The sequence below is a fragment of the Rhizobium fabae genome (assembly GCF_003985135.1).
GTDB classification, from domain to species: Bacteria; Pseudomonadota; Alphaproteobacteria; order Rhizobiales; family Rhizobiaceae; genus Rhizobium; species Rhizobium pisi.
Genome location: NZ_ML133656.1, coordinates 78,628 through 102,308, shown reverse-complemented (window position 1 = coordinate 102,308; position 23,681 = coordinate 78,628). Strand labels below are relative to the sequence as shown.

The 23,681-nt window shown below is 60.2% G+C and carries 19 protein-coding genes and 5 pseudogenes; 13 read left to right on the top strand and 11 right to left on the bottom strand.

All coding sequences use genetic code 11. The annotated features are described in order from the left end of the window. A complete protein-coding gene (locus EFB14_RS23715) occupies positions 1-1,149 on the bottom strand; it encodes a Gfo/Idh/MocA family protein (RefSeq protein ID WP_126829111.1) in 1,149 nt (382 codons plus the stop codon). A 235-nt stretch (positions 1,150-1,384) separates the two neighbouring features. Between EFB14_RS23715 and EFB14_RS23710 the strand changes: the two genes are divergently transcribed. Genes EFB14_RS23710 through EFB14_RS23685 form a run of 6 tightly spaced genes read left to right on the top strand, consistent with a single transcriptional unit; the run spans position 1,385 to position 6,603 of the window. Next, positions 1,385-2,206 (top strand): sugar phosphate isomerase/epimerase family protein, encoded by an 822-nt coding sequence (locus tag EFB14_RS23710; RefSeq protein WP_126829110.1) that lies wholly within the window; start codon positions 1,385-1,387, stop codon positions 2,204-2,206. Positions 2,207-2,215: 9 nt separating this feature from the next. Then, positions 2,216-3,292 carry a Gfo/Idh/MocA family protein gene (locus EFB14_RS23705; protein ID WP_126829109.1) on the top strand — a complete coding sequence of 359 codons (1,077 nt, stop codon included), beginning with the start codon at positions 2,216-2,218 and terminating at the stop codon, positions 3,290-3,292. After that, the gene (locus tag EFB14_RS23700) at positions 3,292-4,113 is read left to right on the top strand and encodes a sugar phosphate isomerase/epimerase family protein (protein ID WP_126829108.1); all 822 of its coding nucleotides are present in this window, start codon (positions 3,292-3,294) and stop codon (positions 4,111-4,113) included. Before EFB14_RS23705 ends, EFB14_RS23700 begins: the two co-directional genes overlap by 1 nt. Further along, positions 4,110-4,943, top strand: a complete 834-nt coding sequence (locus EFB14_RS23695; protein ID WP_126829107.1) for an alpha/beta fold hydrolase — start codon at positions 4,110-4,112, stop codon at positions 4,941-4,943. The genes EFB14_RS23700 and EFB14_RS23695 overlap by 4 nt, the downstream gene beginning before the upstream one ends. After that, positions 4,940-5,662: a ribulose-phosphate 3-epimerase gene (locus tag EFB14_RS23690; RefSeq protein WP_126829106.1), complete on the top strand. Its 723-nt coding sequence runs from the start codon at positions 4,940-4,942 to the stop codon at positions 5,660-5,662. Before EFB14_RS23695 ends, EFB14_RS23690 begins: the two co-directional genes overlap by 4 nt. Beyond that, the gene (locus tag EFB14_RS23685) at positions 5,659-6,603 is read left to right on the top strand and encodes an ROK family protein (RefSeq protein WP_126829105.1); all 945 of its coding nucleotides are present in this window, start codon (positions 5,659-5,661) and stop codon (positions 6,601-6,603) included. The genes EFB14_RS23690 and EFB14_RS23685 overlap by 4 nt, the downstream gene beginning before the upstream one ends. Before the next feature lie 461 nt (positions 6,604-7,064). On the opposite strand, the gene EFB14_RS23680 is transcribed toward EFB14_RS23685, so the two are convergent. Next, positions 7,065-8,858 carry a methyl-accepting chemotaxis protein gene (locus tag EFB14_RS23680; protein WP_126829104.1) on the bottom strand — a complete coding sequence of 598 codons (1,794 nt, stop codon included), beginning with the start codon at positions 8,856-8,858 and terminating at the stop codon, positions 7,065-7,067. A 478-nt stretch (positions 8,859-9,336) separates the two neighbouring features. On the opposite strand from EFB14_RS23680, the gene EFB14_RS23675 reads away from it, so the two are divergent. Continuing rightward, positions 9,337-10,059, top strand: coding sequence for a LuxR family transcriptional regulator (locus EFB14_RS23675; RefSeq protein ID WP_126829103.1), 723 nt, complete (start codon positions 9,337-9,339; stop codon positions 10,057-10,059). A gap of 192 nt (positions 10,060-10,251) precedes the next feature. Here EFB14_RS23675 and EFB14_RS23670 read toward each other — a convergent pair whose 3' ends face one another. Next, entirely contained in the window at positions 10,252-12,087 is a 1,836-nt protein-coding gene (locus EFB14_RS23670) for a HAMP domain-containing methyl-accepting chemotaxis protein (protein ID WP_126829102.1), read from the bottom strand. A gap of 364 nt (positions 12,088-12,451) precedes the next feature. Between EFB14_RS23670 and EFB14_RS33550 the strand changes: the two are divergent. Beyond that, positions 12,452-12,568, top strand: a pseudogene (locus EFB14_RS33550) (class I SAM-dependent methyltransferase); the annotation flags it as partial. Between the two features lie 46 nt (positions 12,569-12,614). On the opposite strand, the gene EFB14_RS23665 reads toward EFB14_RS33550, so the two are convergent. The 3 genes and pseudogenes from EFB14_RS23665 to EFB14_RS23655 form a co-directional block, all read right to left on the bottom strand. Then, positions 12,615-13,493 (bottom strand): alpha/beta fold hydrolase, encoded by an 879-nt coding sequence (locus EFB14_RS23665; protein ID WP_245438294.1) that lies wholly within the window; start codon positions 13,491-13,493, stop codon positions 12,615-12,617. Between the two features lie 274 nt (positions 13,494-13,767). Beyond that, positions 13,768-13,848 (bottom strand): annotated as a pseudogene (locus EFB14_RS33545) (GntR family transcriptional regulator); the annotation flags it as partial. 60 nt (positions 13,849-13,908) lie between these two features. Next, a complete protein-coding gene (locus EFB14_RS23655) occupies positions 13,909-14,163 on the bottom strand; it encodes a hypothetical protein (RefSeq protein WP_245438293.1) in 255 nt (84 codons plus the stop codon). A 125-nt stretch (positions 14,164-14,288) separates the two neighbouring features. On the opposite strand from EFB14_RS23655, the pseudogene ku reads away from it, so the two are divergent. Together ku and ligD (EFB14_RS23645) are read left to right on the top strand one after the other, a co-directional pair. Beyond that, positions 14,289-14,823 (top strand): annotated as a pseudogene (gene ku, locus EFB14_RS23650) (non-homologous end joining protein Ku); the annotation flags it as partial. Positions 14,824-14,845: 22 nt separating this feature from the next. After that, on the top strand, positions 14,846-15,886 hold the full coding sequence (gene ligD, locus EFB14_RS23645; protein WP_126829100.1) for a non-homologous end-joining DNA ligase: 1,041 nt from the start codon (positions 14,846-14,848) through the stop codon (positions 15,884-15,886). 95 nt (positions 15,887-15,981) lie between these two features. Here ligD (EFB14_RS23645) and EFB14_RS33820 read toward each other — a convergent pair. Together EFB14_RS33820 and EFB14_RS23635 are read right to left on the bottom strand one after the other, a co-directional pair. Continuing rightward, positions 15,982-16,097: pseudogene (locus tag EFB14_RS33820) on the bottom strand (AtaL-like protein); the annotation flags it as partial. A gap of 38 nt (positions 16,098-16,135) precedes the next feature. Next, positions 16,136-17,005, bottom strand: coding sequence for an NmrA/HSCARG family protein (locus tag EFB14_RS23635; RefSeq protein WP_126829099.1), 870 nt, complete (start codon positions 17,003-17,005; stop codon positions 16,136-16,138). 104 nt (positions 17,006-17,109) lie between these two features. Between EFB14_RS23635 and EFB14_RS23630 the strand changes: the two genes are divergently transcribed. The 3 genes and pseudogenes from EFB14_RS23630 to EFB14_RS33535 form a co-directional block, all read left to right on the top strand. Next, positions 17,110-18,000, top strand: a complete 891-nt coding sequence (locus EFB14_RS23630) for a LysR family transcriptional regulator (RefSeq protein WP_126829098.1) — start codon at positions 17,110-17,112, stop codon at positions 17,998-18,000. Positions 18,001-18,190: 190 nt separating this feature from the next. Further along, entirely contained in the window at positions 18,191-19,288 is a 1,098-nt protein-coding gene (locus EFB14_RS23625; protein WP_342635067.1) for an NADP-dependent oxidoreductase, read from the top strand. Further along, positions 19,282-19,446: pseudogene (locus EFB14_RS33535) on the top strand (ATP dependent DNA ligase); the annotation flags it as partial. The gene EFB14_RS23625 and the pseudogene EFB14_RS33535, both read left to right, overlap by 7 nt. Before the next feature lie 298 nt (positions 19,447-19,744). Here the strand turns inward: EFB14_RS33535 and EFB14_RS23615 are convergent. Genes EFB14_RS23615 through EFB14_RS23605 form a run of 3 tightly spaced genes read right to left on the bottom strand, consistent with a single transcriptional unit; the run spans position 19,745 to position 23,638 of the window. After that, positions 19,745-20,659, bottom strand: coding sequence for a hypothetical protein (locus EFB14_RS23615; protein WP_126829097.1), 915 nt, complete (start codon positions 20,657-20,659; stop codon positions 19,745-19,747). A gap of 31 nt (positions 20,660-20,690) precedes the next feature. Continuing rightward, positions 20,691-23,327 (bottom strand): DNA ligase D, encoded by a 2,637-nt coding sequence (ligD, locus tag EFB14_RS23610; RefSeq protein ID WP_126829096.1) that lies wholly within the window; start codon positions 23,325-23,327, stop codon positions 20,691-20,693. Between the two features lie 2 nt (positions 23,328-23,329). Next, positions 23,330-23,638: a hypothetical protein gene (locus tag EFB14_RS23605; RefSeq protein WP_125846550.1), complete on the bottom strand. Its 309-nt coding sequence runs from the start codon at positions 23,636-23,638 to the stop codon at positions 23,330-23,332. Positions 23,639-23,681: the final 43 nt, after the last annotated feature.

The window sequence follows — 23,681 nt, the reverse complement described above, 5'->3', positions numbered from 1 at the left end:
TCAAGCAAGCAGGCTGCGGGCTTCATCTTCGCCGAGCAGCGGTGGCTGCGCGACCGTGCCGGCGATCGCAACCGCGAACCGGCTTTCGCTCGATGCCAGGGTTGCTTCCATGATTTCCAGAACATGAAGCGCCAAGTCGCCGGAGGCGCGCGGCGCCCTGCCCTCCTCGAGCGCGCGGACGAGATCGGCAACGCCCAGCATACGATAATTGGCGCGGTCGGGAGCGCCGTACGGCCAGTTCAGGGCGCCATAAAGCTCGCCCTCGCTTTCGAAACTCTCCCATTCGGCGCCGCGCTCGGAAAGCGACACCGTTCCGCCGAACGTGTCGGGATCGGGCAGGCGCAACGAACCTTCCGTGCCGTGCAGCTCGATCGGATGATTGGAGTGCCGGAACACATCCCACGACGCACCGAAATTCACCGTCGCGCCCGATTGAAACTCGAGAAGCGAGAGCACGTTTGTCGGCGTGCCGACCTTGAATGTGGTATTCTTGAAGGGACCGTCGGCGGTGATCAGCCGCTCTTCCTGACCTTTCGTCGCCATCGCCATGACGCTTTTCACCGGACCGAGCAGATTGACGAGCATCGTCAGATAATACGGCCCCATGTCGAACATCGGGCCGCCACCGGGCTGATAATAGAATTGCGGATTGGGATGCCAATGTTCCATGCCGCGTCCGAACATGAATGCGGTGCCGCTGACCGGGCGGCCGATCGCACCGGCATCCATCAGGCCTCGTGCACGCCGGCCGGCAGCGCCGAGGAACGTATCGGGTGCTGAGCCCAACAGAAGACCGCGACTTCCGGCTTCTGCCACAAGCTTGCGGCCGTCGGCGGCCGACGTCGCGAGCGGCTTTTCGGTGAAGACGTGCTTGCCCGCGGAAAGCGCCGACATCGTCACGTCGAAATGCACGGCCGGGATGGTGAGGTTGAGGACAAGATCGACTTCGGGATCGGCCAACAGCGCATCGACCTCCATCGCCCGGATGCCATATTCCTTCGCCCTTAGCGCCGACATGTCGGATGAGATGTCGGCACAGGCTCTCAATTCGACTCCGGCAAACAGGGCGGCGTTGCGCAGATATGTCATCGAGATATTGCCGCAGCCGATAACGCCGATGCCCAGCCTGCTTCCCGGATATGCTTTCATGAATTGGCCTCCCCCACCAATTTCAGATGTTTCGCCCATCATCGACGGGCATCGCCGCTGCGACAATCGCTATAGAACATTTTATTTCTTGACGCGCGATAAATTTTTATAAACCATGCGGAAATAGCAATCCGCGAGGGGACGCCCCCACATCACCAACATGCCAAGAGCGCGGTCATACCGGTCCAGCGGCATATCAACGAAGGCCTACGCAGGACGATATCGAGGAATGGGCATGAGTATCAAAGACCTGAAAGTCGGCTGCCAGACATTCACCTGGGAAATGCTCGGGAAAAACTGGAATGGCGGCCCGGACGATCTGCTGGAAGCCATTGCGGAGGGCGGCTACACGGGCATCGAGATTACCGACAGGATGATCGGCCGCTACGCGGATCGCCCCGATGATTTCGCCGCGAGCCTGAAAAAACATGGCCTGAAGCTCGTGTCTTTCGCGATCGGCTCGAAAAGCGGCTTCACCCTCAGGCAAGAAATCGGGAACGACCTTAAGGCCACGCAGCGCTGGATCGATTTTGCGGCGGGCTTTTCCGGCGCCCTCGTTTCGATCGGCTCGGCGACGGTGGTTTCCGAAGGACCGCGGGAGGCGAAATTCGAAATCGCCGCGGAGTTCTACAATCGGGCTGGCGAACTGGGCAAGGTTTCGGGCGTGGATATCGCCGTGCATCCAAGTTCGCACCACAATACGCTGCTGTTCGACCGTGCCGATTATGACAGGATCTTCTCGCTGATCGACAAGACCCTCGTCGGCTGGGTGCCGGATACCGGCCATATCCTGCGCGGCCATGAGGATATTCTGGATACGCTGCGAACCTATCAGGACCGCATCCGCTATCTGCACCTCAAAGACGTCGACGCCGACGGCAAATGGGCCATGCTTGGCAAAGGGGTCTGCGATACGCTTGCCGTGATCGACATCGTCGCTGCCGCGCCGCGCTTCAATGGCTGGCTGGTCCTGGAAGAGGAATCAGACACGGCCGCTGCCGACCCTGCGGCTGCCGTAAAGACGAACCGCGAAACGATGCGCCGCTACGGCGCCTGAGGAAGAGACATGATCCGTAAGGAAGACCGGCGGCTGCGTTTGGGTGTGCTCGGCTGCGGCCCGATCGCACAGTTTGCCCATCTCGAATCCTGCGTGAAGGCCCGGAATGCCGACCTCTATGCCATCTGCGACGCAGCACCCGACCTGCTCGCGCGCATGGGCGCGACATATGAACCGCAGAAGATGTATGCCGATTATGACGCGATGCTCGCCGATCCCGAGCTTGAAGCCGTCATCATCGCCACGTCAGACGCCTATCACGTGCCGATGTCGGTCAAGGCGCTCGATGCCGGAAAGCATGTGCTCTGCGAGAAGCCGACCGGTGTGACGATCGAGGAAGGCCGGGCGCTTGCCGACGCCGTCAAGCGCTCCGGCAAGGTGCTGCAGGTCGGCCACATGAAGCGCTTCGACCCGGCGCTGGAGGCCGCCCGGGACTTCGTCCGCGACGATATCGGCGAGATTTTCGCGCTGAAGGCCTGGTACTGCGACTCCACCCACCGCTACACCAACACCGATGCAGTCCAGCCGCTGCCGATCACCAGCAAGTTCGCCAGAAAACCCGCCGGAAATCCCAAGGCTGACCTGCGCCAGTATTTCATGCTGGCGCATGGCTCGCATCTCGTCGATACCGCCCGCTTCCTGTGTGGTGAGATCGTCGCGGTGCGAGCCCGCCTTCTCGAACGCGCCGGCGCCTATTGCTGGTTCGTGGAAACCGAATTCGCCAATGGCGCGCTCGGTCATCTCGATCTGACGGTCGCAGTCCGCATGGACTGGCATGAGGGCTTCCAGCTCTATGGCGAAAACGGCTCGGTGATCGCGAAGACCTTCAATCCCTGGTATCTCAGGGCAAGTGAAGTCGAGATCTTCCACGAAAAGGATGCAACGACCCGCAAGCCGCTAGGAGCCGACGGGCACTTCTTCCGCCGGCAACTGGAAGGGCTTGCCGATACCGTGCTGAACGGCGCGCCGATGCGCGGCGCCGATATTGAAGACGGCATCGCCTCGATCCGCGCCATGGTCGCCATCGCCCGCTCGGTCGAAACCGGCGAACGTGTCGAACTCGCAACCGTCACGGGGTCGGTCTGATGCAGCTTGGCATCTTCGCAAAGACCTTCCCCGGCACCAATCCCAAACAAGTGCTCTCGGCCGTGCGGGACAGTGGATTTGCGACGACGCAATTCAATCTCGCCTGCGTCGGCCTCCCGTCGATGCCGGATGCTGTGGCGCCGGAGACGATCGCCGCGATCCGGGCAGCATCCGAAGAGACCGGCGTTTCGCTTGCAGCACTTTCAGGCACCTATAACATGGCCCATCCGGACAAATCCGTCCGGGAAAGAGGGCTTGAGCAGCTTGGGATCGTGATCGAAACGGCAGCGGCCCTGCAGATTCCGCTGGTGACGCTTTGCACCGGCAGCCGCCATGCCCAAGACCAATGGATGTATCATCCGGACAATGCGCTTCCCTCCGCCTGGGCAGATATGGCGGCCGAAATGGAAAAAGCGCTGGAACTCGCCGAGCAACACGACATCGAACTCGGCATCGAGCCGGAACAAGCGAACATCGTCACCTCTGCCGCCGATGCCGTGCGGCTGATCGGAGAGATGGGGTCTAAGCGCCTGCGCATCGTGCTCGATCCGGCAAACCTCTTCGAGCAGGCAACACCTGCCGAAGTGTCCGACATTGTCGCGAGGGCAATCGAACTCTCGGCCGGGCATGTGGCGATGGCCCATGCAAAGGATCGCCACGCCGATGGCCGCTTCGCGACGGCAGGTCAGGGCATCGTCGATTTCCCCGCCTTCATCGACGGCCTGCGCGCGACCGGTTTTAACGGTGTGCTCGTCACGCACGGTCTTGCGCCAGAAGAAGCACCCGCCGTCGCCAGGTTCCTCTCGGGTCTGATCCGATGAAGGCGCAAATCACCCTCAGGCGAGACGATGCCGACCTTTCCGTCCGCGACTGCGGGACAGGCAAAGCCTTGCTCTTTCAACACGGGCTCGGAGGCAATGAGGCGCAGGTCGCGCAAATTCTCCCCGAGGAGCTCGACTGGCGGCGGATCACGACCGAATGCCGCGGGCATGGCAGTTCGACGCTCGGCACGCCGCGCCCCTTCTCGATTGCGATGTTTGCAGCCGACGTGATCGCCGCTGGGGATGAAAGGGGAATAGACCGGTTCATCGCCGGCGGCATCTCGATGGGCGCAGCCATCGCGCTGCATCTGGCAAAGACGCATCCCGACCGCGTCACAGGTCTCATCCTGGTCCGCCCGGCCTGGTCCTTTGCCCCCGCCCCCGACAACCTCGCGCCGATCCGCGAGATCGCGGCGTTGCTCCGATCGCATTCGCCAGCCGAAGGCCAGGCGCTTTTTGCCAGATCGGCGACGGCGGAACGCCTGCGGGTGGAAGCGCCTGATAATCTCGCCTCCCTGCTCGGCTATTTCGCGCGCCCGGATGCGCCTGGTTTCGCCGACGTGCTTGATAACATCGCTTCGGATGGGACCGGCGTTTCGCGAGAAGACGCGGCAAGCCTTGCTATTCCTGCCCTCGTCCTCGGTAACCGGCAGGATGCCATTCACCCTCTCGTCGCCGCGCGATTGGTGGCCGACACGCTTCCCAATGCGCGTTTCCTCGAAGTGCCCGCGAAGGCAGCGGATGCCGAAGCGCATTTCGCGGCGGTCCGAACGGTCATCGCGCAATTCCTCGACACAGAATTCAAACATCGGAGCGTCGCTCAGCCATGACATCGAAATCTCTCTCGAGCGGCGCCATCGCCGCATTGCCCCGGCACAGGCTGCTCGGCGAGTTTTCGCTCTGGTCCGCAGATCTTGCCAATATGGAGCGCGACCTTCAGCGCATCGAACCCTATGTCGATCTCCACCATATCGACGTTGCCGATGCGCGCTTCACGCCCGGCTTCCTGTTCTTTCCCGATTTCGTCGCCCGCATCGCCAAGCTGACGGAAAAACCGATCCATGTGCATCTGATGGTCGAGGCCGAGATCGTCGAGGAGCAGACACGCCAGTTCATCGAGGCGGGCGCCGATCTCATCAGCGTTCATGCCGAAAACGGTGTAGCCGGCTTGCGTGCAGTGGCGCTCGCGAAAGAGCTTGGGGCCGAAGCCGGCGTCGTTCTGCGGCTGGAAACTCCGGTTACCCAAGCAGAACGATTCCTGCCCGAGGTTGCTTTCTTCACGCTGCTTGGGACTTCGATCGGCGTCAAGGGGCAAAGCCTTTCGGACAAAGCCTGCGACCGGCTTCGCGAAGCGCGCTCACTGATGAAGCGTGCCGGACGTGAACAGGAGATCGTTCTTGCGGCGGACGGCGGCATCCGCGAGCAGACCGTTCCACTGTTGCGGGCAGCCGGTGCGGAGACGGTCGTGCTCGGATCGCTGGCATTCGGTGACAAGGATCTGCCGGGACGTATCGCCTGGCTGCATGCTCTGGAGACTGAGGCCCAATGAGCAGAATTGCGCTTGCATTCGATCTGGGTGGCACGGAGTTGCGCGCCGCACTGGTTGGGGACGGCGGCAAATTGCTGGCTTTCACAGCCGTGCCGACGCGCGCCAGGGATGGACCGGATGCAGTCATCGAGCAGATCGCGATGCTTGCCGAGAAGACCTGCTCAGAACGTCCCGACGCCAGGCCACTCGGCATCGGCATCGGGGCGCCTGGTCCGCTCGATCCGGTTGCGGGCATCCTTACAGCACCACCGACGCTCTCGGGCTGGCGCGAAGTCCCCCTCGCGCGCCTTCTTCAGGACCGCTTGAAGCTGCCTGTACGGTTGGAGAACGATGCGAACGCCGCCGCTCTCGGCGAATGGCGTTTCGGCGCCGGCCGTGGCGCGGCCTCGCTGGTGTTCGTCACCGTGTCCACCGGCATCGGCGGCGGGGTGATCTCCGATGGCCGGATCGTGCACGGGCGCCGCGGGCTCGCCGGCGAAATCGGCCATATGACCATCACAAGCGAGGGCGAACGATGCCTTTGTGGGGCGGTGGGCTGCTTTGAGGCGGTGGCGTCGGGCACGGCACTGGGCCGACGGGCCACGGCGCTAACAAAACCGGGCGATGGTTCGGCGCTTCGCATGCTGTCGCATGATGGCGAGGTGACAGGCCGACACGTCGTTGAGGCGGCGCGCGGGGGTGACGAAGCAGCCCTTGCGCTGATCGACAGGGAAGCCCGCTGGCTGGGCATTGGCTTGACCAACCTGCTCCATCTTTACTCGCCTGACATGATCGTTATGGGCGGTGGAATTTCCCACGGTTACGATCTTCTTCGCCAACCGATCGAGGCTACCATTAAGGAGCGAGCGATGCCCGCTTATCGCGATGTGCCGGTCGTGCCGGCGCAGCTCGGAAAACACGCCGGCTTGATCGGCGCCGCAAGCCTGATCCTTGTCGATTGAGAGATTCCGAAATCTGCATTTTCGCAACGCTGCAGAATAATTGCCGAGAGCTGACTTAGACGGTGTAAATGCAAGCCTTTTCTTCTGACACAGCACGCTTTCGCCAACAATTCGCTTCCGTAGAAGTGCTCGCTATCGTTTGTCAGTGGCGTAACGCCTGTTAGAACACCGCTGGCGGTTGGGTCATGGGGTCGCAACCAGTCAGGGCGTCGTTGCGACCGAGACGGTCCTTCTGGCCGGTGGAATGTGAACAAGCCGTTCTAAAGGCGCATGGCGTCCGCTTCATGCGGCGGAACATTTCTACAGGCGGCGTGGCGACACGCTTCGGAACGGTGACGATCTCTGTCCCCGGCTGATTGGCGCCCGAGACGCCGCAGGCGACATAGAGCTGCGGCGCCAGAACCCGCCGGTCTGACCGACCTCACGCAAGCTCTCGCGTCGAGACCAGCAACCGCCATATGTCAGAAGTCTTGCCACTCGCTGCCGGCGACCGCAGCATTGCCATGAAAGGCGGAAACAACCTTCGCGACCCTCGCCCGTGCCGGCGATGTTGCCGGCTTGGAAGCGGCGGTTGCCACCACCGGACGCATTTGATGTGAGGCCATGTGACCGCCGATGTTGAACTGACCCAGCAGTTGGAAGAGTGCATCGGCCTCTCTGGCAAGACTATGGGCCGCGGCCGTCGATTCCTCGACCATGGCTGCATTCTGCTGTGTGCCCTGGTCCATGATGTTGACGGCCGTGTTGATTTCCTTCAAACCCGTCGCCTGTTCCTTCGAGCTTTCGACAATCGCGAGAACATTGCCGTTGACCTGCTGAACCTGGCCGACGATCTCCTCCAAGGCCTTGCCGGTTTCTGCAACGAGGGCGACGCCGCTCTTCACGTGCTGGTTGGACGCGGTGATCAGTTCCTTGATTTCCTTTGCCGCCTTCGCCGATCTCTGAGCGAGCTCCCGAACTTCCTGCGCTACGACCGCGAAGCCTTTGCCGGCGTCGCCGGCGCGTGCCGCTTCCACACCAGCGTTGAGCGCCAGGAGATTGGTTTGAAACGCGATCTCGTCGATCACACCGATGATATTGCTGATTTCCGCGGACGAGGTTTCGATCTTGCCCATCGCGTCGACCGCATTTCGCACCACTGCCCCGGAACGCTCGGCGTTTTCGCGTGTTCTTCGCACCAGTTGACCGGCTTCCTGGGCACGATTGCTGGAATCGGCGACGGTCGTGGTGATCTCTTCAAGGGCGGCCGCGGTTTGTTCGACCGAGGCCGCTTGCTGTTCCGTTCGCTTCGAAAGGTCGTCCGACGCGGAGCGAATTTGCTGGGCACCGGCAGCGATCCCGGTTGCGTTTTCCGCCACGGCCTGCATCGCGCCGCGCAGCTTGCCGACCGCAGCGTTGAAATCGGTCCGGAGTTTTTCAAGTGTCGGCGTGAACGGGATTGTGACCTGCTGAGTCAAATCCCCGCCGGACATGGCCAACAACGACCCGGCAAGCTCGTTCACGTTGTTGACGCGGGCCGTGACATCGGTCGCAAATTTGACGACCTTGAAGACCTTGCCATTCATGTCGAAAATCGGATTGTAGCAGGCTTGGATGTGGACCTTTTTCCCGCCCTTGCCGATCCGCAGGAATTCATCGGCCACGAACTCGCCGTCTGCCAGACGTTGCCAGAACCGCCGGTAATCGTCGCTGTTGACGTAAGCGGCGTCACAAAACATCGAATGGTGGCGGCCCAGGATTTCCGGAAGCTGATAACCGAGCACGGACAAGAAATTCTCGTTCGCCGACAGGATCTCGCCCTTCAGCGTAAATTCGATGACCGCTTGGGCGCGTGAGAGAGCGTTCAGCTTGCCGGCGTCCTCAGCGCTCTTTAGCTTTTGCGCCGTGATATCGGTTGCGAACTTGACGACCTTGTAGGGTTTTCCGCCGCGAAAAACCGGATTGTAGGAGGCCTCGATCCAGATCTCCTTCCCGCCCTTGCCAATACGTTTGTATTGACGCCGGTCAAACTCCCCTCGATTCAGCCTCGCCCAGAACTCACGATAATCGGGGGAGGAAGCTTCTGCCGGCTCGACGAACATTCGGTGGTGCTGGCCGACGATCTCAGATAATTCGTAGCCGAGCGTGGAACAGAAATTGGCATTTGCCTTTAGGATCTTGCCGGTGAGGTCGAATTCGATAATGGCCTGTGACTTGTTCATTGCGGCCAGTACGGCCTTGGCATCAGAGCCGAAGCCGAATGCTATTCCCGTCATGCTGTTCCTCCCACTCAGGACCAAGAGAGCGACTGCTTCCATCCGATGTTGACTGGCACCGGACGAGCGATCTGAGGATAAAATCTATCAAAATCTTTAAGTATCCATTAACCGCATGGCTCCTGTTTCCGGTCCTTTCGAGCCAAATGAGATTTTGAAAACTTTGCTAATAGAATCATGACTTTAACTTAATGTAATTTGAATATATCTGCTTTGTCCGAGGCATCGTCGAGTGCCGGCTTCGGATGGTTCGCGTCGGGGTCTTCCACAATATTGCACTATCAGCTCGAAAAGTTTGTTTACCAGTCGTTAAGATTTAACATTCGCCGGGCCACAGCTCACGGACGCTTTGCGATTATCCCGTCGGATACATTTTACGCGCTCCCCTAGCCGTGTAGAATCCACGTCCGATGCTAGCGGATTCGCGGGACATACTGGTCGCCAATCGCCCGGACGCGACTACTGATCGGAGAATGACATGAAGCTCGAGGCCGAGTTCAATCGAATTGAGGAAGTCGCCGCCGGCTTCAACACGCATTACGAAGTGTTTAAATATATGAAGGGTCTCACGCAGGACCTTGGAATGAATGCCTTCCTGCTGATGACGCTGCCGACCGTCGACATCGTCGAAATCGGCGTGACGAAGATCATCACCAATTGGCCGGCGGAAATGGTGGATTTCTATGACGCCCACAACCTCATGATCGACAGCCCGGTCATTCGCCGGATGTTGAGATCGACCAGCCCATTCAACTATGACGTCGAAGCGATCAATACCAATCGCGGCGAAGGCAAGAAGTCCACCGTCATCGAGCTATTCAACCGATACGGCATGGAAAAAGGCGCCTATTTTCCTGTTCACGATGCCGCAGGCGGACGCGGCGCGATGTCGATCTCGGGCTCACGGAATTTCAGCATGACCGAAATGGCGAAACTGCTGTTCATCGCCACACTGATCTATGACCGGCTATCGCAGCTGACCTTGAACGAGAAACACCGGCCCATCGAATTCACGCGGATCGAACTAGATTGCCTGAGACTCACCGCTGGCGGCAAGAAGAGCAACGAGATTGCCAAGCTTCTCGATCTTTCGGAAAATGCGGTGAATAATCACATCGGGGGAGCGATCAAGAAACTGGGGTGCACTACCAGAACGCAGGCGGTCGTCAGCGCCCTGCGGCTCAATGTCATTCGTGTCTAAAGCAGGGTGTCCTTCGGCAGTCACAAAGAGGTGGAGACGACTTTGTTTTACCCATTTCATCTGAGTCGACGGCGTCCGCTGCCCGAGAAATGTGTCGGTTCCTCAGCGGCAACCGGCTTCGCCGGCCTGGTGCAGTTTCGGGCCGCGTTTGGTTCTCCTGCCGGGTGACGTCAGGACAGACCCTGGCGTCAATCATGCAGCCATGGTGCGGACGTTACGTCTAGGCTCAGCGACCTGACCGGCATCGCGGTCGAGCGTGAACTGATTGACCAGATCGCGCAGTCGGCTCGCCTCAGCCGACAATGTCGCTGCCGCTGCCGTGGATTGCTCGACCATCGCGGCATTCTGCTGAGTGGACTGGTCCATTTGATTGACGGCTGTGTTGATCTCGGCAAGTCCGGTGGACTGCTCGCGCGCAGATGTCGCTATTGCTTCCATCAATTGATTGATCTGAGATACCTGCTCGCTGATCTTGTTTAGCGACTGGGCGGTCTCAAGAACCAGTTTCACGCCGGTGCCGACTTCAGTGGAGGACTTTTCAATAAGTCCCTTGATTTCTTTTGCCGCCGTCGCTGCGCGCTGGGCAAGCTCGCGAACCTCCTGAGCGACAACCGCAAAACCTTTGCCGGCTTCTCCGGCTCGTGCTGCCTCCACGCCCGCATTCAGCGCGAGCAGGTTAGTTTGAAATGCAATGTCGTCGATGACACCGATGATGCGTGATATGCGCTCGGAACTTTCTTCTATCCGCCTCATCGCCTGTTCGGCATCGGACACGACGCAAGCAGAACGTTCTGCGCTGACATTAGCCTCGCGGGCGACATGGCGAGCTTCCTCGGTTCGCTTGGAGGCAGTCGTCACATTGGCAGTAATCTCATCAAGGGCTGCAGCAGTCTCCTCCAGTGAGGCGGCCTGTTGCTCGGTGCGCTTTGACAGATCCTGCGCACCAGAGGCGATCTCGCCTGTTCCGTTGTCGATGCTGTGTACGGTCTGCAGTACAGCACCAATAGTGGTTCCGAGTTGTTTGAGCGACACATTGAAATCCCCCCGCAACTGTTCGTACTCCGGAGCGAATGGCTCCGGCAACTGGAAGGAGACGTCGCCGCCAGCCAGGCGTCTCAGTCCATCGCCCAGCGCCGCCGTCGCAAAGCGCAACTGATGCGCTTCCCTCTCGGCGCGCTCCTGTTCTGCAACTCGGGCCGCCTCTGACTGACTCCGCGATACCGCTGCCTCCTGCTCCAATCGAAGAACGTTCATGGCATTGTGTCGGAAAATCTCCACTGCTGCTGCCATCGCCCCGATTTCGTCGGCGCGACCAGCGTAGGGGATCTCGCTCTGCAGATCGCCGTCGGACAGGATCTTCATGGCAACGGCAATACGCCGGATCGGATTGGCGATGCCAAAAACCGCAAACATTGCCCCGGCGAAGGTGACCAGAATGGAGAGGAAAGCGATCACCGCGGTGGTGGTGAACGCGAAGCTCGCTGTGGCGTCGCTTGCGGTCACATATGTTTCCGTCTGTTCGAGAATAAAGGCCACAAGATCTGCAATTTCGTGGGTTACCTTATCGGATTGCGGCTCCATGTTCTCGCGAAAGAAACTGGCTGCCTCGGCGCCCTTCCCGCGGTCCTGGAGTTGGACCATTTGCTTGGCAAGCTCGCTATATTTTTTTAGCTCCGAATCGACCTGACCGATCAACTCGCGGCCTTTCTCCGTGCGCACCCCTTTCACATATTCTTCGATCGCTTGGTCGACCGCGGTGTTTGTGTCGCCGATCAGCTTCGCGCCTGCGGCTTGATTTTCTGGGGACGCCTCCAACAGGTACCGAGCGTAGGCCAGCTTCAGATCCGAGAAGTTTCCCTTGATATCTCTGGCTGTCACCATCCGCTTCATCCAAAAGCCACCAATCTGCTGCGTGTTGTCGTTCAGCGCCGAAATTGTGCTGAGAGAATTATAGGATAACGCCATGAGGAAGGCACAGATGACAGACAAAACGGCTATCAGGGTCTGCTTAACAGTGAGACGTTTCATACGACACTCCAGTTCCTTTGGCCGCCCTCGCGGCTGAATGACTGAAAGAATTCGTCGCAGTTGCTAATTTAGCTTTAACTTTGACCGCTTGGTTCGTCGCTAATTGGATTATCTACGTCGCTTACAAACGATCCCTAGAAAAGCGCCTTCTCACTGCTATCAAGAGTATGCATCTGAAGACTGAGATGCGATCGAGCGGCATAGTGCATTAGTGGCATAATCGAGATAGTTCGTGCCCGAATCACACGGAAGCACCCTTTGAAAACTCCAGGCCGCCAACCGGCGAGTTGCAACGTCGAACCCGACGAATGCCGTGGGACGGTGGCTCAGTGAAAATTCCGGCTCTTAATCTTCAGGGTATCACCCGTTGACCCGGTGGTCGTTCGAAAAACCGCGCGGGTATTCCGGCGATGCCCATCTTCTCGATTTCATTTATGGGAGGCCTGAGATCGAAGACGCCGTTAGAGGGTCACGCGATTTGATCACGATGAACATCGCAGTACTCCATTCTTGGAATATCATCCCGTTCAGTTCACGCTAGCACCGCGTCGGTTGCTGATTTTGTCGGGCGAATGAACGCGGCCAAGAAAGTCACGTACGAGTGAGAGCACCTCATCGAGGTTGGTCTCCAGAAGCCAATGACCACCATCCAGCAGATGCAGTTCAGCGTCGGGGAGATTGCGGAGATAGGCACGCGCCGACTTTTCCGGCATGTACCCGTCTTGCGGTCCCCATACGATCAGCGTCGGCGGACGATGCTTGGCGAGATAGTTCCGATGTTGAGGAAACCAGGCGCGGTTCTCTTTCAGGCCTGCGATCAGATCAATCGCTACCTCCTTGCGCTTCGGCGTCATCAACGACCAGTGCAGCTTCCAGAGGTCGGGCGGAATCTGTCGAGCGAGCTCAGGCCTCACATCGTTCAGGAATTCACCCCTGAAGGTCTCTTCATTGATCGCCTCGGCCACTTTCAGCCTCATCTCGGAAAGGGGCAGCCGCCAGCTCTTTTCGATCTCGGCATATTTCGGTCCCAGCGCGTCTTCGTACGGGATATCGCCATTTTGGATGATGAGCGCTGCGATGCGCTCTGGTGCCTTGATAGCCAGCCGCGTGCCAATGGGGGATCCGAAGTCATGGAGATAAAGCGCGAAGCGCTGCACACCGAGCGTTTTCACGAAGCCGTCCAGAAGGCTGGCATAGCCATCGAAGCTGTAGTCAAAGGCGTCCGGAGTCGCGCTGTAGCCGGCACCGGGAAAGTCCGGCGCAAGCAGCCGCCAACGATCCGCCAGCCCTGGCATGAGATTGCGGAATTCGTACGACGAGCATGGATAGCCATGCGGCAACAGCACTACGGGTGCGTTTTCAGGCCCTGCCTCGCGGTAAAAGATATCGATGCCGTTGACGGTCACATGTCTATGAGTCGTTGGTTGCACGCATACCCTCTCGGCCGCTCAGGAAGTTTGATCCCCCAACCCGTCGGACATCAGTTGGTTCCATATGTTACAAGGCGCGTAGGTTTGACATGCAAACTGGGCGCGTCCTTCGCAATCCTGACATCATTATTGGACGGTGTAAGATGGCCACAGAGATCAGCGCGCCGCGGCGCGCCCCGATGCAAGCCGAAATCGCCGCTCTCGGTCTCGCCGGAAGGGTACGCACAGGGGGGACGAGATGATGATCGGTATAATCGGGATAGTGGGTGCGAAGCTCGGCCACATCAGGGATGACCGCGCTGAGGTGGTGCAGCATCGCCTCCCGGGCGGCTCCGCCTCATGGCCGGTCGCGCGCCGACGGAGGCGCGGGACCCTCGGGTATCGCTGGACATCAAATGTCATTGCTTGCGATCGCCCTTATCGCCCTGCCTGGTTTGGCTTCTTGTTTCGCGTCGTGGCGCGCATCGGCGGAGAGCGATCGCGAAACATCATCGCTCTCCTTGAACTTGCCGTCCTTGTCGCGACGGACGTCTCGTTTATCGGTTCCTGTATCGATCAGTTCGCGCTTGCTCATCGTAGGACCCCCTTGGGGTTGCTCCACTTCAAAAACGCGTGTCGTCGCCGAAAGATGCATGGAATCAATCATCTAGGCGCAACTCGCGAACGCCCCCGCGAACAGATCCCAGTTATTGAAAAATGATTCGTTTCGGGTCGGAACGATTCGCCCCCGAATCACTTGAATCGCTTGAATTGCTTCAGAGTGTCGATGTCATGGCGGGTCCAAGAGCCAATTGGAAGGGGTACATCAAGTTCGGAGAGGTGTCCTTTCCGGTGGCGCTCTATACGGCCGCGTCCTCGTCCGAACGCATCGCTTTCAACACACTCAATCGCAAGACAGTCAACCGGGTCAAACGGGAGTTCATCGACAGCGAGACGGGCGATCCGGTTGAGCGTGAGGAACAGGTCAAAGGCTACGAAGTCGAAAACGGCCAGTATATCGTGCTTGAGCCGGAGGAGGTCGCCGCGGCCGTGCCCGAAAGTGATAAGACGCTGAAGATCGAGGACTTCGTTCCCTGTTCGCAGATCGACACCACCTATTTCGACAAGCCCTACTATCTGACTCCCGACAAGATGGGCACGGACGCCTTCCTGCTGCTGCGCGACGGCATGAAGAAGAAAGGTCGCCGCAATTGCCCAGACCGCGCTGTTCCGCCGGATGCGCAGCGTGCTCATTCGCGCGCATGGCAAAGGCCTGATCGCCTCGACGCTGAACTTCGACTACGAGGTCCGATCCGAAAATCGGTCGCGGCCGAGATAAGGGCCAGCAGATGAGCCGCCGCGCCAAACCGCTGCTTCAGGACGAGCACCTTCTCAAGTCCAGGCAGGCACGCCCGCGCGATCCGGCGCAACCCAATCTGCCCTTTGATCCAATGCCAGTGCGTATCGAGCCGTGCCTGGCGCTTCTGAAGACTGTCCCGCCCACGGGCGCGGACTGGGCATTCGAGGTGAAATGGGACGGCTATCGCCTGGCAATCCACATCGAGCCGAAGGGTGTGCGGATCATCACCCGCGGCGGTCACGATTGGACACACCGTTTTCCGACGGTGGCTGAGGCGGCACGAAAGCTGGGCGTCGGAACAGCCATCCTCGATGGCGAGGCCGTGGTGCTCGACAAAGAGGGCCGTTCGGATTTCGGAGCGCTGCAACGCTCGCTTGGTGGACGCGGCGGCAAGCGATCGTCGACGGAATCGGTGTTCTTCGCTTTCGATCTTTTGTATTTCGACGGTCATAACCTGACGGGAGCCGAACTCTCCGTGCGCCGGCATCTTCTCGAGGACTTCCTCGATGGTGCCATCGGCGCAGTACAGCTGTCGGAGGAAGTCCACGGCGACGGTGAAGCGCTCCTGGCAAATGCCTGCTCGATGGGGCTTGAGGGAATCGTCGCCAAGCATCGGGATCGACCCTATCGCTCCGGCCGCACCGGTGACTGGTTGAAGATCAAATGCGTCCAGAGCGAAAGCTTCATGATCATCGGCTATGAGCAGTCGGCGGTTGCGCGCGGTGGGATCGGCAGCCTGCTTCTTGCCGGCCGCCAGGGAGATGACTGGGTCTATGTCGGCTCGGTCGGCACCGGGTTTAAGGCCAAGGACGCCGAATACCTGCGCGCCATGCTCGACAAGCTGAAGACTGCACGCCCGGCGGTACCTCTCAAGGGCAAGAACCTGGTCTTCGCGCAGCCGACATTGATCGCGGAAATCGAGTTTCGTGGATGGACCCGTGACGGCAATGTGCGGCATGCATCCTACAAGGGCCTGCGCGAGGTTCAGGACAATGCCGCCGTGTTTGACGTGAGCGAACGGCTGGTATGAATGGCGCTCGGCGTTGCGGAGTGCATAGGGCGACCTTCAAAAAAGAGGCAGCCCTGTTGTCTTGTGCTTCTGGCGATGCTCAGAGCTTTCCCTCGGCCCGCAGGAAGAAAGGACCGGGCGTCGCGCGCCTTGCATTTGAGACCTTGCCAGACCTCAGCGCGCATCAGAGGGCCTTCCGGTTCACCGGCACCGTGGCGGTCGAATAGATCATGGTGATAGTCCTTATGGTCAATCGCAGTTGGGCTTGCCTCAGGCGGAGGCAGCGATTTCCGAAGCGAAGTTGCGATAGGAGCGCAGCGGGCGTCCGAGCAAGGCGGTCAGCCGCTTGATGTCGCCTGCTTCAGGCAGCATCCCGTCGGTGATGAAGCGCTCGCCCATCAGGCGCATGTCGTAGGCCATCCAAGCAGGCAGGAGCTGCCTGAGATTCTGTTCAAAGCCCTCGATATTGTCACCGGCGTATTGGATCGGGCGGGCGAGCACGTCTGACCAGATCGCGGCAATATCTGATCCGGTCAGTTTCTCCGGACCGACGAGGTTGATCCGGTCGAGCGCAAGCGGCTCTGCAGCCTGTTCGCGGCGCAGCAGCTCAAGGGCGGCGATCTCGGCAATATCCCGCACGTCGATCATGGCGAGACCCTTAAGCCCGATCGGCATCGGGTAGGCGCCGTAGCCGGTGATGACATCTTTGACCATCAGATCGTTCTGGATGAAGTAGGCCGGGCGCAAGATCGTCGCCTTGAAGTCCATCTGCTCGATCATTCGCTCGACACCGAACTTTCCCGCGAAGTGCGGCACATTCACGTAGAGGTCGGCGTGGATCACCGAGAGATAGACGATCCGCTCGATGCCAGCCGATCGGGCAACGTTGAGTGCGATCAAAGCCTGGGTGAATTCGTCCGACACCACGGCGTTGAGAAGGAACAGGGTCGACACGCCCGACATGGCGTTGCGCAAGGAATCGATGTCGAGGAAGTCGCCCTGCATGACGCTCACGCCCTGGGCGAATTCCGCTTTCGACGGGTCGCGGACAAGAGCACGGACATCGGCGCCGCGCTTGACGAGGTGTTCGACGACTTGGCGGCCAACATTGCCTGTGGCACCGGTGACGAGAATGGTCATGGTATTTCTCCGTGTTTGGTTGCTTGACACGTCGAATATGTGTGGTTCACTGGTAACCCGATAGACGGAGATTTTGGACACTCCGTCTCAGCAGCGGAACACCTATGGATCTTCTTGCGCTTGCCGATTTCAACCTCGTTGCCCGCCATGGTGGTTTCGGCAAAGCCGCAAGGGCCACCGGTCGGCCGAAGGCAACCCTGTCGCGGCGTGTCGCCGAACTCGAAAGCGGGCTCGATCTGCGGCTGTTTGAACGGGGTGCGCGAAACCTGAAGCTCACGGAAGAGGGACGAGCGCTGTTCGAGCGGACGGGGGCGTTGCTCGCCGAATTGGACGAGACTGCTTCGGCGATTGCATCCGGCGGTCAGAAACCTAAAGGGAGATTGCGGATCAGCGCACCTTTGCATTTTTCCCAGACCGCAATGGGGAGGATCGCCGCGGGCTTTACCCTTAAATACCCGGAGGTGAGGCTTGAGGTGACAAGCGAAGATCGGCCTGTGGACATGATCGAGGAGGGCTACGATCTGGTCATCCGGGTCAACCCGGATCCCGACGAAAGCCTGGTTGGACGGGCGTTTCTTCGCGACCGCCTGGTCGTGGTGGCAAGCCCGGATCTTCCCCGTCCGACCGGTGAGCTCGCTGCTCCTGGCGTTGCGCGCGGTGCAGGCGAAGCGCAAACATGGCACGTGAAGACACCCGTTGGCCGGTCAACGATCAAGATCGAACCTGTGCTGATCTTGTCGACGCTCATCACGGTCCGGGATGCTGTACGCGCCGGAGTCGGTGCTGGACGCCTTCCAATCTCACTGGTGAGCCATGACTTGGCTGATGGCACTCTGGTTAATTGGGGAGATATTGACGGCCCCGAGATCGCACTCTGGACGCTCTATCCGTCCAGGCGGCTGCTCAGCGCGCGAGTATCCGCGTTCCTGGATTTTCTGAAACAGGCCTTCCCAAATGGGACGCCGCACGAGCTGGCCGCCTATATCGGCAGGTGATGACCGGGATCACTCCCCCACCTAAATGCCCTACCAAGCGACCCGTTGAAAATCAGGGCAGAGGACACGTGCAACTCGCTGGCGTCGGTCTGAACTGAAGCAAGCAAGACGCTTCAGATCAATTCCTCGCGTTTCCTCGTCCGTTTTCAAATTGGCTGATGCGAGCACCGGACGAGGCGGCGGGCATGGCATGAAAGAAGCCGCCGAGGGCCCCATTAAATGTCTTTCCCATGAGACGGGCTGTCTCATCTCGGCGACTTGTGGCACGGATTTGGCTGCATACCTTCCGTCCAGAAGGAGAACCCATATGAGCCAACTCGCTGACCTTGAGCACACCAACTCCACATCCAGACCGATCGGCCACGGCCGAGCCCTACGTCTTCACACCTACGGCAGCCCCGAATCCTTCTCGGTCGATTCAGTATCCGTACCTGATCCGGGTCCCGGTGAGGTTCTGGTCGAGGTTAAAGCAGCCGGCGTGAACGGCCTCGACTGGAAGATTCGCGACGGCCATGTCCGCAACATCTTCAGGCTGGAGCTGCCCGCCACCCTTGGTATCGAGATGGCCGGCGTTGTGCTGCAGACAGGCCCTGGTGTCACGGGCTTGGTGCGCGGCGATCGCGTTATGGCCGCGCTCGGTCAATGCGGCGCCTATGCCGACCATTTGGTCATCGACGCCGAGAAACTCGTCCTGACGCCAGTAGGTCTGTCGGACGTGGAGGCAGCGGCTATTCCGGTCGCGGCAATGACGGCCTGGCACGTGCTTCAGGTCGTGGATTTCGACCTCTCCGAACGGCGGGTGCTGATCCATGGCGCAGCGGGCGGCGTGGGGAGCTTCGCCGTCCAATTCGCCAAGGCAGCGGGAGCAATCGTCTATGCCACGGCCTCGACCAAAAGCCTGCCGCATGTCCGGTCGCTTGGTGCAGACAAGGTGATCGACTATCGACACCAGCACTTCGAGCTGCTTGTGGCTGACATCGATCTCGTTGTCGACCTTGTCGGGGGTGATGTCGTGGACCGGTCCTGGGCACTGCTGTCGCCCGATGGTATTCTCGTGAGCATCGCCGCTCCAGACGTCGCATCGCGCGCGCCCCAAGGCCGGCGCGGTGTCTTTTTGTCAAATAGACCCGACACCGCGCGTCTGGCTGAGATCGCCCAGCAAGTCGCCACGGGTGCCCTGCGATCGACAATTGCCGAAGTCGTCGGTTTCTACGATCTTCCCTCGGCAATTGAACGTAATCGCACCGGCCACGCCCCCGGCAAGATCGTCGCAGACTTCACCCGCTGACAGACAAGACCCTGTTCTTCGCGTACCCGACATCGATCGCGGAAATCGAGTTTCGTGGATGGGACCAACGCGGCAATTCGACACGCATCGTTTAAAGGCCTGCGGGAAACAAGGACAATACCGCGGTCTTCGACAAGAAAGACAAGCCGACCGGGTAAAAAGGACAGGGCGCTCGACCCTTGCGGGGAGCGCCCTGTCCGACCCGGACGATCGAGCGCGACAGGCAAGCTGCTCGGCAGGCGATCATCAAAACGGGTGATAGCCGATAGATGATGTCCGACCGTCCGGTTTTCAAGGTTCGTTGATGCGCACGAATTCGAAGAAATAGATCGGCTCGTCGCCCTGATCGTCATCGCCGCCACGATCCGGAGCGGAGACCGTCGAATGGATGTCCTGAGCCCGCGCCATAGGCCGACGAACTCGCGCGGCTCGATCGGTGGCAGGCTTCGGAGCCCCTCAAGCGATGTCTGCTTTCCTCTCACCTGAAGAATTGTCCTTCTGCTTGCGCTCGCTGGCTCGCCGCCTGGACTTGGCGGCCCGGCGCGCAATCCGCAACTCCGCCAGCGTCGGCATCCACCAGCCGCGCTTGAGCTCCCGCTGCGCCGGTGGCGTGCGCGCCGGCCAGGTCGTCACCAATTCTTCCAATGTGCCTGTTCGCCAGGATGCCCAGACATATTCTTCGCCATTTGCTGCAGAAAAATAGAAGGTATCGACTGTCGCCCGATCCGCCAATTCGCCGTCAGTCCATATGAAGACGACCACCCCGACATGCGTCCCGATCGCACGGTCGAACGGCGGACAGTCATCAGCGGGGAGCGGATAGCGCTTTCGCCGGCGCTCTCTGATCCTCGCCTTCGACGCCTCAGCTTCCTCCGTCCCTTTGATCGCCTCGCGTCGAGCCCGCCTTGCATCTGGCTCACTGCGCTCGGCAGCCGCCTCAATCGCCGGCCATCGTTGCCGGAGCTCATCAAGCGAACGATAGGGTACGGTCCAGAGGCGGCGATCAGCATCCCAGCGTGCATAGGGAATTTCACGGATCTCATTGACGACGCTGCGCGAATAGGGCGTCCGGATCTGGAAGGCTGCGGGCGCGACCTCGAGGTACCGGCTTTCGATCGGCTCGAAAGCAAATGCATCCCTACCCTTTTCGTCGGCGAATGTATCGGTCTCGGCTTCAAGCTCGGCCAGCCAGCGGCCGATGCGTTTTTCAGCGGTGCGCCCGGGCACGAACCAGGCATTCAGGCGGTCGCTCCACCGCGCACGTGGGAATGCCTGCCGAAACCGCTCTACCGTTATCCGATCATGCGGCAGGTCAGTGGTTGCGCCCTCTCGCGGGGGCGGGCCGGATGGGTCCTTCGTTTGCTCGTCCATGCGATATCACCTGGCAGCCACCCATGGATAATCAGGCTGCCCGTTTGGATTTTCCAAGGCGCTTGATCGCCTGCTCAAGCGGTCGTTCGCCATCACAATAGTCCTGCCAGGCCGAGCTCTTGGTAAGAAGCGCCGGCACGGTGCGAACGGTGAACCGCTTCGGGTCAAGATCGGACTTCACCTGCGTCCAGGTGAGCGGCATTGAAACGCTGGCGCCGGACCTTGCGCGCGGCGACAGCGGCGCCACGGCGGTGGCCATGCGGTCGTTGCGGAGATAATCAAGGAAGATCCGTCCACTCCGAAGGCTCTTGGTCATCTTGATCAGATAGAGTTCGGGGTTGTCGAGCGCCATCTGTTGGCAGACATTGTGCGCAAAAGCTTTGGCCTGCGCCCACGACAGGGGCTTGCGCTTGTTGACGGCAAGCGGGGTTACGACATGCAGTCCCTTGCCCCCGGTGGTCTTGCAGAAACTGACGAGGCCGAGTTCGCCGAGCCGGTCGCGCATCTCGCGCGCGGCCGTGACCACGGTCGAGAATGGCACGTCGGGGCCGGGATCGAGGTCGAACACCAGCCGGCCGGGCACTTCCGGCAGTCCAGGCTCGCAATTCCACGGATGCAGTTCGACGCCGCCGATCTGGGCGATGGCCGCGAGTCCTTCGATCCGGTCGATCTGCAGGTAGGGCTTCTTGTCCCCGAAGACTTTCACCAGCTCGAGGAGGTTGGAGGTGCCGGGCATCGCATGGCGCTGGAAGAACTGCTCTGCGCCAATACCGTCGGGTGCGCGGATAATTGAGCACGGTCGGCCCTTGATATGCTTGATAAGCCAGGCGCCAACCGCCTCATGGTAGCGAGCGAGATCTTCCTTGGTAACAGGCTCACCATCGCCGGCATCCGGCCAGAGCGGCTTGTCCGGATTGGAGATGAGGACGCCCATGACCTCTGCCTTGGCGCCCTTGCGCCGGACGGGTCTGGCCCTGGCCGACGGCGCAGGCTCGGGCGTGTCTGTCTTGGCGGGCGATGCCGGCTTCTCGGCCTCGACCTCTTTCGCTGGCTTGTCCACGCGCAGGCCTTTGAAGGCGGCTTGGCGCACGAGGCCGTCTGCCGTCCACCCTTCGAACTCGATTTCGGCGACGAGCTCGGGCTTTACCCAGACAACTTCGTCCTGCTTCTTCGGAGCACCAATACCGGCGAATGGCGATCTTGCCGTCTCCAAGGCCTTCAGTTTCGGAACCAACATTTCGACTTTCCTGACGCCGTAGCCCGTACCGACGCGGCCGACATAGACCAAATGGTCACCACGGTGGACACCGACGAGAAGAGACCGGAACTTGCCGTTGGTCTTGGCATAACCGCCGATCACTACTTCGTGGCCGGCGCGGCATTTCGACTTCGCCCAGGTGTCGGTGCGGCCGGACTGATAGGGCGAATCCATCTGCTTGGAGACGACACCCTCGAGGTGCAGCTTGCAGGCGGAGCGAAGCACGGCGTCGCCACCGGATTCGAAATGTTCGACGTAGCGGATGCGGGCATCGTCGCGGACCTCGTTGAGAAGAGTTTGCAGCCGCTCCTTCCGATCGGCTAAACGCATTGACCGCAAGTCATCCCCGCCGTCAAACAGCAGATCGAACGCGAAATAGACCAGATCGCCGGACTTGCCCTCCGAAAGAGCAGCCTGCAGTGCGGCAAAATCCGGGGCGCCATTCGGATCGAGGGCGCAGATCTCACCATCGATGATGCAATCGGGCAGTTCGGATCCGGCCTGTGCGATCTCGGGATATTTTCCTGTCCAGTCCAGGCCTTTGCGGGTCTTCAGCGTCACCTTGCCGTCAGCGATACGCATCTGGATCCGGTAGCCATCGAATTTGATCTCGTGCAACCAATCATCGCCGGCTGGTGGCCGGGCAAGCGTCTCGCACAACTGCGGGGCAATGAATTCCGGCAGCTCCGCTACGGTAGAAATCGCCGCATCCTCGCGAGACCTCTTCTCACGTTGGTCGGTCGCCCGGCCATGCTTGCTGTCCCAGACCGCGTCCGCCTCGACATCCGCGTTCGCCATCATGAACGGTCTCGGCTTTCGCCCCTTGCCGCTGGCGATCTGATCCATACTGCGGCCTGAGGCGACAGAGGTTGCATTTTCCTCCAGGATCGCCGCGCCATTCTCTTCGACCGAATGATTGTCGTGATGCTTGATCAGCAGCCAGTTGGTTCGCGTGCCGCCGTCGCGTTCGTTACGCATCCGGACCAGAACGAAGCTGCCTTTGAGACGCTTACCCTCAAGCGTGAACTTGAAGTCGCCCTTCCTGAGAGCCTCTTGGGGTGACATCCTGCCTTCCGGCTCCCAATAGCCGCGATCCCACAACATGACTGTGCCGCCGCCATATTGGCCCTTCGGGATTGTACCTTCGAAATCGCCGTAGTCGAGAGGATGGTCCTCCACCTCGACGGCCAGCCGCTTGTCGTGCGGATCGAGCGACGGCCCTTTGGTCACCGCCCAGGACTTGAAGACGCCATCGAGTTCAAGCCTCAGATCATAGTGAAGCCGGGTCGCGTCATGCTTCTGGATCACGAACCGCCGGCGGTTCGACGGCTTGACGTGCGCCTCGCCGCTCGGTTCGCTGGTCTTCTGGAAATCGCGCTTGGCGCGGTATTTTGAAAGGTTGTCGGCCATGCTCAGCGACTCGATACATTGAGCGCCCCGGCTTCTCCCAGACTGCGCTGGACCGCGGCGGCCTGGCTGGATGCGATATCCGCTGAGACCTCGATCTCTCCTCGGAGGGGGGCGTCACGGCGAGCGCCCTGGTCATGAGAGGCATCCCCGCCCGATGGCGCCGAGCCGGCAGTGTTCCGGTCGCTTGCCGACCGAACGAAGATGTCGGGTCTCGAGATACCATGCTGCTGAACGAGGTGTTCGACCGCCAGATCAGCTGCTGCTCGCGTGTCGAACGTCGCCCGGATCGTGGTCGTGCTGTTGTCCGCCATAGGGCTGTCTCCTGATGTTGATCTCCACAGGACGTCAACGCCG

What these genes read in the sequence shown, in the direction of transcription:
- ligD (WP_126829100.1), top strand. Translation starts at nt 14,846, where the DNA reads ATGAGCCGCCGCGCCAAACCGCTGCTTCAGGACGAGCACCTTCTCAAG.
- EFB14_RS23625 (WP_342635067.1), top strand. Translation starts at nt 18,191, where the DNA reads ATGAAAGAAGCCGCCGAGGGCCCCATTAAATGTCTTTCCCATGAGACG.
- EFB14_RS23715 (WP_126829111.1), bottom strand. Translation starts at nt 1,149, where the DNA reads ATGAAAGCATATCCGGGAAGCAGGCTGGGCATCGGCGTTATCGGCTGC.
- EFB14_RS23705 (WP_126829109.1), top strand. Translation starts at nt 2,216, where the DNA reads ATGATCCGTAAGGAAGACCGGCGGCTGCGTTTGGGTGTGCTCGGCTGC.
- EFB14_RS23690 (WP_126829106.1), top strand. Translation starts at nt 4,940, where the DNA reads ATGACATCGAAATCTCTCTCGAGCGGCGCCATCGCCGCATTGCCCCGG.
- EFB14_RS23670 (WP_126829102.1), bottom strand. Translation starts at nt 12,087, where the DNA reads ATGAAACGTCTCACTGTTAAGCAGACCCTGATAGCCGTTTTGTCTGTC.
- EFB14_RS23605 (WP_125846550.1), bottom strand. Translation starts at nt 23,638, where the DNA reads ATGGCGGACAACAGCACGACCACGATCCGGGCGACGTTCGACACGCGA.
- EFB14_RS23695 (WP_126829107.1), top strand. Translation starts at nt 4,110, where the DNA reads ATGAAGGCGCAAATCACCCTCAGGCGAGACGATGCCGACCTTTCCGTC.
- EFB14_RS23700 (WP_126829108.1), top strand. Translation starts at nt 3,292, where the DNA reads ATGCAGCTTGGCATCTTCGCAAAGACCTTCCCCGGCACCAATCCCAAA.
- EFB14_RS23710 (WP_126829110.1), top strand. Translation starts at nt 1,385, where the DNA reads ATGAGTATCAAAGACCTGAAAGTCGGCTGCCAGACATTCACCTGGGAA.
- EFB14_RS23635 (WP_126829099.1), bottom strand. Translation starts at nt 17,005, where the DNA reads ATGACCATTCTCGTCACCGGTGCCACAGGCAATGTTGGCCGCCAAGTC.
- ligD (WP_126829096.1), bottom strand. Translation starts at nt 23,327, where the DNA reads ATGGCCGACAACCTTTCAAAATACCGCGCCAAGCGCGATTTCCAGAAG.
- EFB14_RS23675 (WP_126829103.1), top strand. Translation starts at nt 9,337, where the DNA reads ATGAAGCTCGAGGCCGAGTTCAATCGAATTGAGGAAGTCGCCGCCGGC.
- EFB14_RS23685 (WP_126829105.1), top strand. Translation starts at nt 5,659, where the DNA reads ATGAGCAGAATTGCGCTTGCATTCGATCTGGGTGGCACGGAGTTGCGC.
- EFB14_RS23615 (WP_126829097.1), bottom strand. Translation starts at nt 20,659, where the DNA reads ATGGACGAGCAAACGAAGGACCCATCCGGCCCGCCCCCGCGAGAGGGC.
- EFB14_RS23655 (WP_245438293.1), bottom strand. Translation starts at nt 14,163, where the DNA reads ATGATTGATTCCATGCATCTTTCGGCGACGACACGCGTTTTTGAAGTG.
- EFB14_RS23680 (WP_126829104.1), bottom strand. Translation starts at nt 8,858, where the DNA reads ATGACGGGAATAGCATTCGGCTTCGGCTCTGATGCCAAGGCCGTACTG.
- EFB14_RS23630 (WP_126829098.1), top strand. Translation starts at nt 17,110, where the DNA reads ATGGATCTTCTTGCGCTTGCCGATTTCAACCTCGTTGCCCGCCATGGT.